This is a genomic window from Schaalia odontolytica (assembly GCF_005696695.1).
GTDB lineage: Bacteria > Actinomycetota > Actinomycetes > Actinomycetales > Actinomycetaceae > Pauljensenia > Pauljensenia odontolytica_C.
On record NZ_CP040006.1, the window covers coordinates 64,676 to 79,016 of the forward strand.

The following is a 14,341-nucleotide window of genomic DNA, read 5'->3' on the forward strand; positions in this document are numbered from 1 at the left end:
ACTAATTACTTTAAAATCTTGGACTTGTCAGGCATCAAGTGGGCTACCCGCTGCATTGTGGAGGGTGATACCGGCCCGGCGGTCGCAGATGTGGGCGGGGCCTGGGAGACTAGGCACATGAGCACATCCGCGCGCGATGCCCGCCGCCTCACCCCCGTTGAGGTGGCGACCGCTGGCGCGCTCTCGGGTCTGGCCGTCACCTTCGGCCTCATCGCCGCGGTCACCCCCGTCTTCCAGCTCTTCTTCCAGGTCGCCACGGCCGTCCCCCTCGCGATGGTCTCACTCAAGCTTCGGCCTCGGGCTGCCGTCGCGGCCTTCGCCTCGACGATCCTCCTTGCCATCGCCGTCGGCGGCGTCGCCACCGCCGGCCGCTCCTTCCAGGCCGCCCTCGTCGGCCTCATCATTGGCTTCCTCCATAAGAAGCGCGCTTCCTGGCTACCCGTCGGCGGCGTCGCCGCCGGCCTCGGTGTCATCTGGGGCGTCGGCACGGGCGTCGCGTTCTGGGTCCTGTCCGACCTGCGCACCCTTGGCCTTGAGAGCATCCAAAAGACCCTCAATGGCTTTCTCAAGCTGATTGGAAACATCCCCTACTCCGGCGGCTTCGTCGACGCAGGGCATCAGCTCGGCCAATGGTTCGTCGACTGGTGGTGGATCTGGATCCCCATCACCCGCTTCATCGGCGTCGCCTTCCTGGTCCTCGCCGCACGGTGGCTCCTCGGTGCGATCCTCAGCCGCATCTCCCTCGACGCGGGCTGGGACCCGCTCCTGGATGCGTCCGCCCGCTCGGTGGACCCGCGTGAAGGGGCCGAGGCCTCGTCCCACTTGCCCCTCACCCTCACCGACGTCGACTTCACCTACCCGGGCGCCGACCACCCCGCCCTGCGCGGCGTCACCCTCAGCTTCCAGCAGCCTGAATTCACGGTCATCGTCGGACATAACGGCTCGGGCAAGTCCACCCTGGCCCTCCTCCTCGCGGGCGCCGAACCCGGCTCTGGCGTGCGTGAGGGTGGCGGCGTCCTCGGGGCTGTCGGCGGGACCGCGCTCGTGGGACAGCGCTCCGAACTCCTTGTTCTCGGACAGAGTGTCGCCGAAGATATCACCTGGGGCATGAGCGCGGAGCATATCGCCGGCCTCGACCTCGAGGAGCTGCTCGAGCGCGTCGGCCTCGCAGGCCTCGCCGACGCCGACCCGCGCTCGCTCTCCGGCGGGCAGCTTCAGCGCCTCGCGCTCGCGGGCGCGCTCGCGCGCTCCCCGCGCCTGCTCATCTCCGACGAATCCACCGCCATGATCGACCGGGCCGGCCGCGCCGAGATGCTCGACCTCCTCGCCTCCCTGCCCGCACGCGGCATCGCCGTCGTCCACATCACCCACGACCCCGCCGAAAGCGCGCGCGCCGACCGAGTCGTCACGATTCGTAGCGGGCGCATCGTCTCGGACCGACGCGCGGGGGAGGGGAGCGCCGCCGCGGACGGGCTTCGCATCGACGAGGCCGGGGATCCTCTCGGTTCCCCCGCTCCCGGTGCGCCGACTGTGTCGTCTGTGTCGGGCGCGCCTGCGCTCATTAACGCCGCCCATCTGTGGGCCGACCGCGTCGCCCACACCTACGACCTCGGCACCCCCTGGGAGAAGCCTGTCCTGCGCGACGTCAGCCTGATCCTCGACCCCGGGCAGGCCATGCTCATCACCGGGGACAACGGATCGGGAAAGACGACACTCTCGCGCGTCCTCACCGGCCTGCTCGTTCCCACCTGGGGGCGGGTCACTCTCGGCGGGCGTCCCATGGAGCGCTGCGTCGGCGACGTCGCCCTCTCCATGCAATTCGCGCGCCTCCAGCTCCAGCGCCCCTCCGTGCGCTCCGACATCCTCGCCGCCGCCGGTCATGGGCCGCGCATTGGCACCGGATCTGTGCATCGCAAGGGTGCCATCAGCCGCGAGGAAGGCGACCGCATCGTCGCCGAGGCCATGGAACTGGTCGGCCTTGACCCGGCCCTGGCGACGCGCGGCATCGATGACCTCTCCGGCGGCCAGATGCGCCGCGTCGCCCTCGCTGGGCTGCTCGCCTCCCACCCGAGCGTCCTCATCCTCGACGAGCCCATGGCCGGCCTCGACGCGGCCTCGCGCGACCTGCTCATCTCCGTCCTGGACGAGCGCCGGCGCGCCGGCCTGTCCATCCTCGTCATCTCCCACGACCTCGAGGGGATGGACGCCCTGTGCGACACCCACGGACACCTCGCCGAGGGGGTGCTCTCATGATGGAACCCCACTCCGCCTGTGGGGCTACCGGCCCCGGCGGCGGTGCCACCGAGGGCCGCTTCTCAAGGACCCCTCCCGGCCTCGGCGAAGGGCCCCCGCGCCCCAAGCCGCGGCGCAGTGCGGGCTTCACCCTGCCTCGACCCCTGCCCTGGTCGACGCCACTGTCGCGCGCCTGGCCCGGCACACTTATCGCCTGCTGGACGGTGCTCACCACGTGCGTGATCCTGTCGCCGCGCTGGTCGACGCTCGCGATCGTGGGAGGCCTCCTCCTCGTTGCCTCGCTAGTCGTCCGTCTCCCCCTCGGTGTTGCACCGCGTCCGCCCATGTGGTTCGTCTCCGGCTTCATTGGCGGCTGTCTCGGTGCTTGGCTGGGGGATGGCCTCGAGCTCTTCCTACGCGTCTCCACCCTGGCGCTCGTCGTCCTGTGGGGATCCGGGCTCATCGCGTGGGTGACGCCGACCGCCTCGCTCGCGGCCGCTCTGCGTTTCTTCCTGCGGCCGCTGCGGCTCCTGGGGGCGCCGGTTGATCAGTGGTCGCTCGTCATGGCCTCCGCCCTGCGAGGCCTGCCGATGCTGCGAGACCAAGCGCAGGCGGTGCTCGACACCGCCAAGCTGCGCCTCGGTCAGGACATGGCGACACTGTCGCTGCGCGGGTATGCGCGCCTGAGTGTCGACGTCATTACTGCGATCCTGTCGGCCACCTCGCGAGGTGCGGCCGAAACCGGGCGCGCCATGTCCATGCGCGGAGCCATCGAGTCCCAGGACGGTGCGACTCGTGGGGCGCGCGTGCGGCTCGGATGGGTGGATGTCGCTGTGATCGCTGCAAGCCTGTTGGGTGTCGCTGGCATCGTTGCGTGCAGGTTGATGCTCTAGTGTGCCGGTCGCATCTTTCTGCGAAATAGTGCGGTTTAATCGAGGTTGTACGGGATCTTGTGCCCTGGGTCATACGGCGCTGATTTGACGCGGGGGGTGTGATGCCCCTATTCTTTCTGGGTACGCGCGAGTGGCGGAATAGGCAGACGCGCACGGTTCAGGTCCGTGTTCCAGTGATGGAGTGGGGGTTCAACTCCCCCCTCGCGCACGATGAAACCGCAGATCCTTTCGGGATCTGCGGTTTTTGTTTTCCCTGGTTGTGGCTTGTGGCCCCGCTGGTGTTCCGGGCGCCGGAGAGCCCGCCCGCGAGCCGTCCGCGCTGCGAGCTTCGCTCGGCGCGTCGCCTCGAAGCCCGCCCGTGCCCTCCGGTCCCTCCGGCACCCTCCATACCGGCGGCGCCTGCGTTGCTGGTGCGTCGCTTGGTGCGTTGTCTCGATGCCCGGCCAGACCCTGTCGCCGCCCACCGGCACCGCGGCCAGGCCCCGCCACCGCCCATCAATTTCGCACGTAATTCCCCTGCGGCTTGTTCAAACATTGAATTTGCGTCGTTGGAATTGCAACGTTTTTGGGGTGTCTCGAAAAATGACCGCGATAAATTACGTGCGAAATATGGGTGGCGGTGATGTTCTTGCTCCCGTGGGCACCACAGCCAGGCCCCGTGCCTCGAAGCGTTCCCTGTCCTCAGTTTCGCATGCAATTCCCTGACACCTGCAGTTCGTCACTGAGTGAAAAGCCCGGAATTTCAACGATTATATTTCAAAGCATGAAGTGTGCGCGGGGGAATTGCATGCGAATATGTGCCGATCGGGCCCGCGTGCGTGTGAAAAGTCCTCCATGTTGGCTCGGTGCCCACTGTTGGACCCTGGCAGCCCGCCTATCTCGCATCCCACACCCCATATAGTTGAAGATTCAACCGTAACCCCATAGGCTGAACCCATGAAATACTTCGGATTCCTGAGCTTCGGCCACTACTCGAACGGCGGCCGCCACGGCATCACCGCCGCCGAGTCCCTTCACCAGGCGATCGACCTGTCCGTCGCCGACGACGAGCTCGGCGTCAACGGCGCCTTCTTCCGCGTCCACCACTTCGCCCCGCAGGCGGCCGCGCCCATGCCGCTCCTCTCAGCCATTGCCTCGCGCACGAAGGCCATCGAGGTCGGCACGGGCGTCATCGACATGCGCTACGAGAACCCCCTCTACCTCGCAGAGGAGGCCGCCGCCCTGGACCTGATCGCGGACGGGCGCACGGCCCTCGGCGTCTCCCGCGGCGCCCCCGAAATCGCCTACAAGGGATGGGAATCCTTCGGCTACCACTCCGAGCAGCGAAACGGTGCCGACCTCGCCCGCGCCCACTACGAGCGCTTCCTCGATGCCATCGACGGAAAGGCGATGGCCGAGGCCGCACCCCTGCACGAGCAGTACCCGACCCAGTTGAACCCGGGCACGCCTCTGCCGGTCCTCCCGCACTCGCCCGGTCTGCGATCACGCATCTGGTACGGTGCGGGATCCAACGCATCGGCGATCCAGGCGGCCCGCGACGGCGTGAACCTCATGAGTTCCACGCTGGTCTTCGAGCACGGTGACAAGCCTTTCGGTGACATCCAGGCTGAGCAGCTGCGCGCCTACCGCCAGGCGTGGGCCGAGGCCGGCCACGGCTGGACGCCGCGTGTGTCCGTGTCCCGCTCGATCTTCCCGCTCCTGTCCGAGCGTGACCGCGGCCTGTATGGCCTGAGCGCCTCGGGAGACCAGGTCGGCCACCTCGACTCGGGAATCGCGACCTTCGGGCGCACCTACGCGGCCGACCCCTCGACGCTCATGAAGCAGCTGAGCCAGGACCGCGCCCTCGCGGAGGCCGACACCCTCCTCCTGACGATCCCCAACCAGCTCGGATTCGAGGAAAACTGGTCGATTATCCGCAACTTCGCGGAGTACGTGGCCCCCGCGCTCGGGTGGGAGCCGGCGCGTCCGGGTGCCCTCCCGACGGGTTACGACATCGACGAGGTCGTGGCCGAGTAGCCGGTCCCGTGCCTCGACGTGTTCCCTATCCTCAGTTTCACATGCAATTCCCTGACACCTGCAGTTCGTCACTGAGTGAAAAGCCCGGAATTTCAACGATTATATTTCAAAGCATGAAGTGTGCGCGGGGGAATTGCATGCGAGTTTTTGGGGTAGCGGGCACATTGATACCTGCTGGTCGCGCAGCTGGAACCCGCGAGCCAGGTTGGCCGGTTGTCTGAAACCGCCATCGCCTTTGCTCGCTCGTGCTCGTGTGGGATTGAATCCGTCATCGCCTTTGTGGGTGCGAAATGGGTGTTTTTGGTGCAGTTTTCGGGTGCAGAGGTGATGCCGGTTTCAATGGTTGCTGTTCAGGGGCGCGCAGTGGTGTTGTCGGTTTCAAAGTCGCCACGTTGTCGCTCCTCTTGCGCGAAAAAGTTCGCCCGGCGTGGCCTGATGTGTGCGTGAGCGCGAAAAAGTTCGCCCTGCGCGCTCACAATGGCTCAAAATTGGCGTTTTTACGCTTGCTGGGCGAACTTTTCGCGGAAATGCCGCTGAAGGGGCCGTGCTGGGCGATTTTTTCGCGCCAATCGGCCCTGCGCCCAGGTCTTGTAGGCGACGTGGCGCACGAGGCTGGCTGCGGTGGGGGTTTTGCAGCATTAGAAGCTGGTTAGCGGCGTGTCGTACCTCTAATGACGCCATTTCCCCCGTTTGGTGACGGCCCGGCCGAGCCGAGCGCCGCAAGTGCGCGCAGCGCGTGCGGCAGCCGCGACAACTGGACATTAGGTCAGCAGCTGCTGTATAGTTCAGTGCATGCTGACTATTGCTTCGCGCCTCGACGTCATGAACCGGCTCGGCCGGGCCATGGCCGACCCGACGCGTTCCCGGATCCTGATGTCCCTGCTTGACGGCCCGAGCCACCCCGCCGTGCTCTCGCGCGAGCTGGGGCTGACCCGCTCGAACGTGTCCAACCATCTGACCTGTCTGCGCGACTGCGGCATCGTGGTCGCTGAGCCCGAGGGCCGCCAGACTCGCTACGAGATCGCCGACCCGCACCTGGCCGCGGCGCTGACGGCACTGGTCGATGTGACCCTCGCCGTGGACGAGAGCGCGCCGTGCATCGACCCAGCCTGCTCGGTGCCAGGCTGCTGCGCCGCGAGCAGTTCGGGGGACGCCTCGTGAGCGCCGCCTGCGGCTGCGACGAGCCGACGACCAGTCCCGCGGACGAGGCAGAGGAGGTAGAGCGCCCGTGGTGGCGTGATCCCGGCCTGGTCGTGCCGATCCTCTCCGGCGTCGCGTTCGGCACTGGCCTGGCGCTGGAGTGGTCGGGGCTGCACATCGCGGCGCTGGTCGCGTTCTGGGCGGGCCTGCTGCTGGGCGCGTACACGTTCGTGCCCGGTGCGATTCGGAATCTCGTTGTGAAGCGCAAGCTCGGGATCGCGCTGCTGATGACGATCAGCGCCGTGGGCGCGGTGATCCTCGGCTACGTCGAGGAGGCGGCCGCGCTGGCGTTCCTCTTCTCGATCGCCGAGGCCCTGGAGGACAAGGCGATGGACCGCGCCCGCGGTGGGCTGCGCGCGCTGCTGAAGCTCGTGCCGGAGACCGCGACCGTGCTGCGCGACGGGACCTCCGCCTCGGTCCCGGCCAGGGAGATCGCCGTCGGCGACGTGCTGCTGGTCCGCCCTGGCGAGCGGGTCGCGACCGATGGGCTGGTCCGCTCGGGCCGGTCGAGCCTGGACACTTCGGCGATCACGGGTGAATCGATCCCGGTCGAGGTCGCGCCCGGAGAAGCGGTGTCGGCGGGCGCGATCAACAGCGCCGGCGTGCTGGAGGTCGAGGCGACCGCCGCGGGTACCGACAACTCGCTGACCACGATCGTGGAGCTGGTAGAGCAGGCCCAGGCCGAGAAGGGCGACCGAGCCCGGATCGCTGACCGGATCGCCCGCCCGCTGGTACCCGGCGTGATGGTCCTCGCCGTCCTCGTCGGCGTGCTCGGGTCCCTGCTCGGCGACCCGGAGACCTGGATCACCCGCGCCCTGGTCGTCCTCGTTGCGGCCAGCCCCTGCGCGATGGCGATCGCGGTGCCCGTCACCGTGGTCTCCGCGATCGGTGCGGCGACCAAGTTCGGCGTCGTCATCAAGAGCGGGGCCGCCTTCGAGCGCCTCGGCGGTATCCGGCACCTGGCCGTGGACAAGACCGGCACTCTGACCCGCAACCGGCCCGAGGTAACCGCCATCGTCGCCGCCCATGGGTTCGACGATGCGCAGGTGCTTGCTTGGGCTGCCGCAGTGGAGCAGCACTCGACGCACCCACTCGCAGCCGCCATCGCCGCCGCGGGCTGGGGAACCCCCGCCGCGCAGGACGTGGCCGAGGAGGCCGGGCACGGCATCGGTGGCCTGGTCGACGGCCGCAGGGTGGCGGTGGGCAGTCCGCGCTGGATTGACGCCGGTCCGCTCAAGGCCCGGGTCGAAGACCTGGAGGCCGAGGGGCAGACCTGCGTGCTCGTCACCGTCGACGGCTTCCTGGCCGGTGCGATCGGCGTCCGCGACGAGCTGCGCCCCGAGGTCCCCGAGGTCGTGCGGACCCTGCGCGACCAGGGCGTCGAGGTGAGCATGCTCACCGGCGACAACTCCCGCACCGCTGCTGCGCTGGCGAAGCTGGCCGGGATCGGCGACGTGCACGCCGAGCTGCGTCCCGAGGACAAGGCTCGTATCGTCGCCGGGTTCTCGGAGACGTCGCCGACCGCGATGATCGGCGATGGCATCAACGACGCGCCCGCCCTGGCCGGGGCGACCGTGGGCATCGCGATGGGCGCGACCGGCTCCGACGCCGCGATCGAGTCCGCCGACGTCGCCTTCACCGGCCACGACCTCGGCCTCATCCCGCAGGCTCTGCGCCACGCCCGCCGCGGCGGCAGGATCATCAACCAGAACATCGTTCTGTCCTTGGCGATCATCACTGTGCTGCTGCCGCTGGCGATCACCGGCGTGCTCGGCCTGGCAGCGGTCGTCCTCGTGCACGAGGTCGCCGAAGTCGTCGTCATCGCCAACGGACTGCGGGCTGCGCGTGCCCGCAAGCAATAGGTGTTCCGTCCAACGCCATAACTCAGACATGCGCTACGAGAACCCCCTCTATCTCGCCGAGGAGGCCGCAGCCCTGGACCTGATCGCCGACGGCCACACCGCCCTCGACGCTCATTAAGCAGCTGAGCCAGGACCGCGCCCTCGCGGAGGCCGACACCCTCCTCCTGACGATCCCTAACCAGCTCGGATTCGAGGAAAACTGGTCGATTATCCGCAACTTCGCGGAGTACGTGGCCCCCGCGCTCGGGTGGGAGCCGGCGCGTCCGGGTGCCCTCCCGACGGGCTACGACATCGACGAGGCCGGGGCCGAGTAGCCGGTCCCGCGCGGTTCGGTGACTGGGAGTAGGCGACTCGGTTATCGCATCTTGCCGTCTGTGATCGGGAGAGAGGTGTCAAGCGTCGATCAGCGCCTCGTCATTAAGCCGGGGTGGGGCATTGGGATGCCCCACCCCGGTTTCCCTTTTTGTGTGTGCTGGCATACACTGGTCGGACACTATCCATGCAAGACGATGAGGTCTTCTCATAATGGCTCGACGCTCCAAGGGCGCGGTGTCAATCAATCCGCGCTCCGCTCAGAATATGTCCACGCGACCGGCAGATTTTGCCAAGAAAAAGCAGGCGATCAGCCCGGTCAAGGTATTCGGCGCCGTAGCGGCGCTGGCGTGTATCGTGACCTGCCTGTTCGTGCAGCTACCCGGCCTGGATGTGGCCGGCACGCGCATGTTCGGCATCTTCCTGGCGGCGATTCTGCTGTGGGTGACGGAGGCGGTGCCGCTCGCGGGCACGGCGGTCCTCGTCATTTTCCTGGAGGTCCTGTTCATTTCGGACCACGCGCTGCTGAGCGTGGGTGAGGGCGCCCCGGCATACACGAAGTTCTTCGGTGCCCTGGCTAACCCGGTTATCATCCTGTTCCTGGGCGGCTTCATGGTGGCCGATGGCGCCGCCAAGTACAAGCTGGACCGTGCCCTGTCGGCCGTGCTCCTCAAGCCATTCATGGGCAAGCCGCGCCTGACCGTCATGGGCGTCATGCTGATCACCGCGATCATGAGTATGTTCATGTCGAACACGGCGACCACGGCGACGATGTTCGCCGTCATGATGCCCGTCATCATGGCCCTGCCCGAGGGCAAGGCACGCACCGGCATCGCCCTGTCGATCCCGGTCGCCGCGAACGTCGGCGGCATGGGCACGCCGGTCGGCACGCCCCCGAACGCGATCGCTCTGGGCGCCCTGGAGAACGCGGGTGTGAAGGTGACCTTCCTGCAGTGGATGCTCGCGGCTGTCCCGCTCATGCTGATCCTCCTGGCGCTGTCGTGGGCGTTCATCGCGTGGCGTTACATCCCCACCGACGCCAAGTTTGATATCGACACGTCGGCGCGCTTCGAGAAGTCGCGCAGCGCGATCATCTTCTACTCGGTCGCTGGCCTGACGATCCTCCTGTGGATGACGGAGTCCCTGCACCACATTTCCGCTAACGTCGTCGGCTTCCTGCCGGTCGTGGTCCTCCTGATGACGAAGGTGATGAGCGGGGATGACCTGCGCGCCCTGGACTGGCCGGTCCTGTGGCTGGTCGCGGGCGGTATTGCGTTGGGCTCGGGCGTGGCCGCTACGGGCCTCGACAAGTGGATGCTCGGATCGATCCAGTGGGCCTCGATCCCCGGCATCCTCCTGATCTTCGTGCTGGCCCTCGTGGGCTGGGTGACCTCGAACGTCATTTCGCACTCCGCGTCCGCGAACCTCCTGATCCCCATGGGCATGGGCCTGGCGACGACGGTCTCCACGAGCGCCGCCGAAATCGCCATCGTCATCGCCCTGGGCTGCTCGCTCGGCATGTGCCTGCCGATCTCGACTCCGCCGAACGCGATCGCGTACTCGACGGGCACGACTCCCACCCGCGAGATGGCGATCGTCGGCATCGTCGTGGGCGTCGTGGGCATCATCCTCCTGGCGTTCATCGCGCCGCTGACCTGGGGATTCATCGGGGTGATGTGACGTGTCCGGGGACGAGGCCATGGTCGGGTCGGGGGCGGTGCGCCCCCGGCCGGGGCTGGCCCACGGGTGGACGCAGGGGCCGGCGGCGGAGGACGCATCGGTGCTGGCCCGCACGGACGTGCGAAGCGGCGGGCACCGAGCCGGCTACCCGATTCACATGCTGGTCGTGGGCGACGACTCGCGCTCGATTGCCGCGCCCGTGACGAGGGATCTGGCGCATGCTTTCCCGGGCCTGTGTCTGGACCGTATCGATGGGATCGAGGACCTGGCCGGCTACGAGGCCAGCCTGAAGCCGGGCGACCACGTGCTGATGGGCCTGGTGACCTCCGAGGTCGATGACATCGATGCGCTCATTGACCGGGCGAGGACCTTCCCGGCGATGCAGCGCATGCAGTGGGTGGTGGTGACGGATAAGTCCGAGCATCGCGACCTGGCTCGGTGCATGCAGTCCTGCGCGCTCGCGTCTGTCTTGAAGTCCCCGTGGACGGTGCCGCTGCTGTCGGGTCAGGCGTATTCGACGATGGTGCGCTACCTGCAGGGGTGCGGCTATTCGGATAGGCAGATCCGCTCGCTCATCGCCGATCCGCCGCCTTTCGCCGTGCAGGGTCCGCTCTTGGAGGGCCTGGACCGCGACGAGCACGCGGTCGTCATGGAGCTCCTCGCCGGCGTCGAGCGCGTGCTCGGCCAGAGGCCTCGGCTGATTGTCCCCGAGGGGACGCAGCTGGTGACCCAGGGCGAGCCGGTGGGCGCCGTCTACCTGGTGCTCGACGGTCAAGTGTCGCTGAACAGGGATTCCCCGCAGGGCGAGGTCTTGGCGCACCTGGCGTCGTCGGGACCGCTCATCGGCCTCGTGTCGCTGGCCCGCGCGGAGGACGCGTTTTTCACGGGCGAGACGGCGACCGAGGCGACGCTGGTGCGCCTGACGACCGAGCAGCTCCAGATCGTCATCTCTGAGGACCCGTCGATCGGCGCGACCCTGACGGCGCTTGCGATCCGCTCGCTGACGCGCCGCCTCATGCGCGCCGAGGACCTTCACCTGCAAAACGCGATGCTCGCCGAGGACCTCGAGGCCCAGAAGGAGGCCCTGGCCGCCACTCTTGAGGACCTGCGCGCCACCCGCGCCGAGCTGGTCGAACGCGCGCGCTTCGCGATGCTTGGCGAGCTGAGCGCCGGTATCGCCCACGAGCTCAACAACCCGGTGACCGCCCTCGTGCGTGCCGCCAAGCATCTGCACGAGGATGTCGATGCGGCGCTCGCGGCACCGGCCACGGCCTCGTCGAGGGAGGCGATGGCCCGCGCCCTCACCGCGCCCCCGCGCTCCACGTCGGTTGAGCGCGCCCTCATGAAGGAGCTCCTGCCCGTCGTCGGTGACCGCACGCTCGCGCGGCGCCTTGTGCGCGCGGGGGTCCAGGGGGCGGACGGCGCGCGTGCGCTCGCGCAGATCCCGGGCGGTATCGACGCGTACGAGGCCGGGGCGCGCCTGGGCGGATCCCTGCGTTCGGTGCTCGCCGCGGGCGACCGCGTCATTGAGCTGACCCAGTCCCTGAAGGGCTACGCGCGCCCGGATGCCGAGGACCTCAAGCCCGTGGACGTGCGCGAGGGCATCGACGACGTCCTGCGCCTGACCGCCCACAGGGTGCGCGGTATCCGCATCGACTGCGACTACGAGGACGTGCCGCCCGTGTGTGCGCACCCGGCTAAGTTGCAGCAGGTGTGGACGAACCTCATCATCAACGCGGCCGAGGCCATCGAGGACGAGAACGCCGACCTGGTCGCGGCAGCCGAGGCCTCGGGCGGCGTGCCTGAGCTGCCCGCCCGCGGCGAGGCCGAGGCCCTCATCCGCATCACCGTGCGTCCCACGCCCGAGGGCGTGAGCGTCACTATCCACGACAACGGCCCGGGCATCGACCCGGGAATCGTCGACAAGATTATGGAGCCCCACTTCACCACCAAGGCGGGGCGCGTCCGATTCGGCCTGGGCATGGGCATGTCCATCGTCCGAAGCATCATTGCCGATCATGGGGGCACCCTCACGATCGATTCTCACCCGGGATCCACGATCATGCGGATCTCGATGCCCGCCCAACCACACGAGGAGGAATCATGACCCTGACAATCCTGTCCCTTGAGGACGAAGCAGACGTGCGCGACGCACTCGAGCGCGATCTTGAACAGTTCTGGGACAAGATCCGGCTCGAAGTCGCCGAGGACGTTGACGACGCGTGGGCCGTCATCGACGAGATCGTCGAGGACGGGGACGAGCTCGCGCTGGTGCTGTCCGACCATCGCCTGCCCGGAAAGTCGGGCGTGGATTTCCTCGTGGAGCTCATGAAGGACGAGCGCTTCGGCGCGACCCGCACGGTCCTGGTCACCGGGCAGGCCGACCAGTCTGACACGATCCGCGCGGTCAACCAGGCGGGCCTGGACTACTACATCGGCAAGCCCTGGAACCCCGAGGAGCTGCGCACGGTCGTACGCGACCAGCTCACCGAGTATGTCCTGGAGACCGACGTGGACCCCCTGCCCTACGTGAGCGTGCTCGACGGCGTGCGCGTCATGGAGGCAATTCGCTAAACCCTTGACAAAAGGGCCGCCGCACAACCAACGACGGTTGCGCGGTGGCCCTTGTTGTCTCTGTCAGCCCTGGGCCTGCTGGCCCGGGTCGTTGCACATGGTGATGCCTTCGAAACCGGCCGCGCCCAGCACCTGGAAGATCTCGTCGAGGAGGACCATCGGCTCGGCCGTGCCCGCCGCGAACTCGGGGTGGCGGATCTCGATGGCGGCCATCCCGCGAGGATCCGTGACTGGCTCGGTGTCGAACTTCTGGGACAGTAGGAGGTTCGCCTCCTCCAGGTCAGCGGGGGAGCCGAACGCCCAGGTCACGGCCTTGTTGCCAGCGCCCGTGGGGGTGCGCTGAATATACATGCGCGTCATGAGGATATGGCGGCCGTGGCGGGGGAACACGTCGCCCACGCGGGTGAACAGCGCGATGTCCGCCAGGTCCCCGCCCAGCGACGAATCCACGAGCGCGTAGGCGTAGGCGCCGATGCCGCGCAGGGTGAGGGCGTCCGCGAGGAGGCCCATGACCTCGTCGTCGAAGGGCTCGGGCTGGAAGTACACGCCCTCGCCGACCTCCGGCACGTCAGGGCCGAGGAGCGTGATGTCGAAGCCGGCGTCCGCCAGCGCGTCCCGCACGAGCGCAACGTTGTGCTCCGGGAAAGGGTGCAGCGCGGCCGCGTTCGCGGCGATGCGCTCGATAAACACGTAGGTGGAAAAACCAAGCTCAGCCATGCGCTCATTGTAAGCGCGCGACAAGCACAGCATGCGACGAGGCCGTGGCGCCCCGGGCGGTCGTCAGGTGACCACGAGGGGAGGCCACGGCCTCGTCAAGGAAGGAGAGTCAGCGCAGGCACAGGCCCTGTTCGTTGAGGACCTCCATGATGGGGGAGACGTGCGCGCCGCCCACGCCGATGTTGGTGGCGACCAGGTGCGAGAAGGACTCGAGGCGCGAGCCCGAGCGCAGGTCGTAGTACTCGGTGACCTCGCGGTCGTAGTCGGCCAGAGTCTCGGTGTAGGACTCGACGCGCGGGTAGGTGTTCTTCGCGGTCATGATGGACAGGGGCATGCGCGGCTTCTGGCCCGGATCCTGGTCCGGGTGGCCGACGAGCAGGCCGACGATCGGGAAGGTCAGCTCCGGCAGCTCCAGCGCCTTTACGACGGGGCGCGGATCGGCGAGGATCGAGCCGAGGTAGACGGTGCCCAGGCCCATCGACTCGGCGGCCACGACCACGTTCTGCGCGGCCAGGAGCGCGTCCTCCAGCGCCGTGAGGAACAGGTTGATAGACCCCAGGGCCTCCGAGGAGACGCCCTGCTCGGCGCGGATGCGGCTGTTGCGGTACAGGTCAGCGACGAAGATGAACAGGTCGCCCTTCGTGCCGCCCACGTAGGGCTGGCCGGAGGCAGCACCGATCGCCTCGCGCTGATGTGTAGGACCGTGCAGGACTGCAGGAACGAGGAGGTGGCGGTGTGGCGCGCCACGTCCATCAGCGTGGTGACCTCTTCCTCGGTGAGGGGCTGGTCCTTGTAGGCGCGGATCGTCCGGTGGGCGAGCTGGCTCGCAATCGTCTCGTTCGTCATGCGTTCATT

10 protein-coding genes, 1 tRNA gene and 1 pseudogene are annotated in these 14,341 nt (G+C 67.8%); 10 read left to right on the forward strand and 2 right to left on the reverse strand.

Annotated features, from left to right (window positions below; all coding sequences use genetic code 11):
* Nucleotides 1-117: 117 nt before the first annotated feature.
* The 10 genes from FBF35_RS00250 (at nt 118) to FBF35_RS00305 (ending at nt 12,769) form a co-directional block, all read left to right on the forward strand.
* On the forward strand, nt 118-2,253 hold the full coding sequence (locus FBF35_RS00250; RefSeq protein ID WP_060566089.1) for a DUF2232 domain-containing protein: 2,136 nt from the start codon (nt 118-120) through the stop codon (nt 2,251-2,253).
* On the forward strand, nt 2,250-3,125 hold the full coding sequence (locus tag FBF35_RS00255) for an energy-coupling factor transporter transmembrane component T family protein (protein WP_187348954.1): 876 nt from the start codon (nt 2,250-2,252) through the stop codon (nt 3,123-3,125). The genes FBF35_RS00250 and FBF35_RS00255 overlap by 4 nt, the downstream gene beginning before the upstream one ends.
* Before the next feature lie 124 nt (nt 3,126-3,249).
* Nucleotides 3,250-3,333: transfer RNA gene (locus FBF35_RS00260), tRNA-Leu, on the forward strand.
* Nucleotides 3,334-4,061: 728 nt separating this feature from the next.
* On the forward strand, nt 4,062-5,141 hold the full coding sequence (locus tag FBF35_RS00265; protein ID WP_060566091.1) for an LLM class flavin-dependent oxidoreductase: 1,080 nt from the start codon (nt 4,062-4,064) through the stop codon (nt 5,139-5,141).
* 290 nt (nt 5,142-5,431) lie between these two features.
* Complete coding sequence (locus FBF35_RS10450; RefSeq protein WP_187348955.1) at nt 5,432-5,794, forward strand: hypothetical protein; 363 nt, start codon at nt 5,432-5,434, stop codon at nt 5,792-5,794.
* A 139-nt stretch (nt 5,795-5,933) separates the two neighbouring features.
* Entirely contained in the window at nt 5,934-6,302 is a 369-nt protein-coding gene (locus FBF35_RS00275) for an ArsR/SmtB family transcription factor (protein WP_007588138.1), read from the forward strand.
* A complete protein-coding gene (locus FBF35_RS00280) occupies nt 6,299-8,203 on the forward strand; it encodes a heavy metal translocating P-type ATPase (RefSeq protein WP_060566092.1) in 1,905 nt (634 codons plus the stop codon). Before FBF35_RS00275 ends, FBF35_RS00280 begins: the two co-directional genes overlap by 4 nt.
* A 579-nt stretch (nt 8,204-8,782) precedes the next feature.
* Nucleotides 8,783-10,195 (forward strand): SLC13 family permease, encoded by a 1,413-nt coding sequence (locus FBF35_RS00295; RefSeq protein ID WP_060566414.1) that lies wholly within the window; start codon nt 8,783-8,785, stop codon nt 10,193-10,195.
* Between the two features lie 19 nt (nt 10,196-10,214).
* Nucleotides 10,215-12,302 (forward strand): sensor histidine kinase, encoded by a 2,088-nt coding sequence (locus tag FBF35_RS00300; protein ID WP_060566415.1) that lies wholly within the window; start codon nt 10,215-10,217, stop codon nt 12,300-12,302.
* Entirely contained in the window at nt 12,299-12,769 is a 471-nt protein-coding gene (locus tag FBF35_RS00305) for a response regulator (protein WP_060566093.1), read from the forward strand. The genes FBF35_RS00300 and FBF35_RS00305 overlap by 4 nt, the downstream gene beginning before the upstream one ends.
* A gap of 63 nt (nt 12,770-12,832) precedes the next feature.
* Here FBF35_RS00305 and FBF35_RS00310 read toward each other — a convergent pair whose 3' ends face one another.
* Complete coding sequence (locus FBF35_RS00310) at nt 12,833-13,486, reverse strand: hypothetical protein (RefSeq protein ID WP_060566094.1); 654 nt, start codon at nt 13,484-13,486, stop codon at nt 12,833-12,835.
* A 109-nt stretch (nt 13,487-13,595) separates the two neighbouring features.
* Nucleotides 13,596-14,332 (reverse strand): annotated as a pseudogene (locus FBF35_RS00315) (NADPH-dependent oxidoreductase).
* Nucleotides 14,333-14,341: the final 9 nt, after the last annotated feature.

Excerpts from the sequence above, each read along its gene's own strand:
- FBF35_RS00250 (WP_060566089.1), top strand. The coding sequence starts at position 118 with ATGAGCACATCCGCGCGCGATGCCCGCCGCCTCACCCCCGTTGAGGTG.
- FBF35_RS00255 (WP_187348954.1), top strand. The coding sequence starts at position 2,250 with ATGATGGAACCCCACTCCGCCTGTGGGGCTACCGGCCCCGGCGGCGGT.
- FBF35_RS00265 (WP_060566091.1), top strand. The coding sequence starts at position 4,062 with ATGAAATACTTCGGATTCCTGAGCTTCGGCCACTACTCGAACGGCGGC.
- FBF35_RS10450 (WP_187348955.1), top strand. The coding sequence starts at position 5,432 with ATGGGTGTTTTTGGTGCAGTTTTCGGGTGCAGAGGTGATGCCGGTTTC.
- FBF35_RS00275 (WP_007588138.1), top strand. The coding sequence starts at position 5,934 with ATGCTGACTATTGCTTCGCGCCTCGACGTCATGAACCGGCTCGGCCGG.
- FBF35_RS00295 (WP_060566414.1), top strand. The coding sequence starts at position 8,783 with ATGTCCACGCGACCGGCAGATTTTGCCAAGAAAAAGCAGGCGATCAGC.
- FBF35_RS00300 (WP_060566415.1), top strand. The coding sequence starts at position 10,215 with ATGGTCGGGTCGGGGGCGGTGCGCCCCCGGCCGGGGCTGGCCCACGGG.
- FBF35_RS00305 (WP_060566093.1), top strand. The coding sequence starts at position 12,299 with ATGACCCTGACAATCCTGTCCCTTGAGGACGAAGCAGACGTGCGCGAC.
- FBF35_RS00310 (WP_060566094.1), bottom strand. The coding sequence starts at position 13,486 with ATGGCTGAGCTTGGTTTTTCCACCTACGTGTTTATCGAGCGCATCGCC.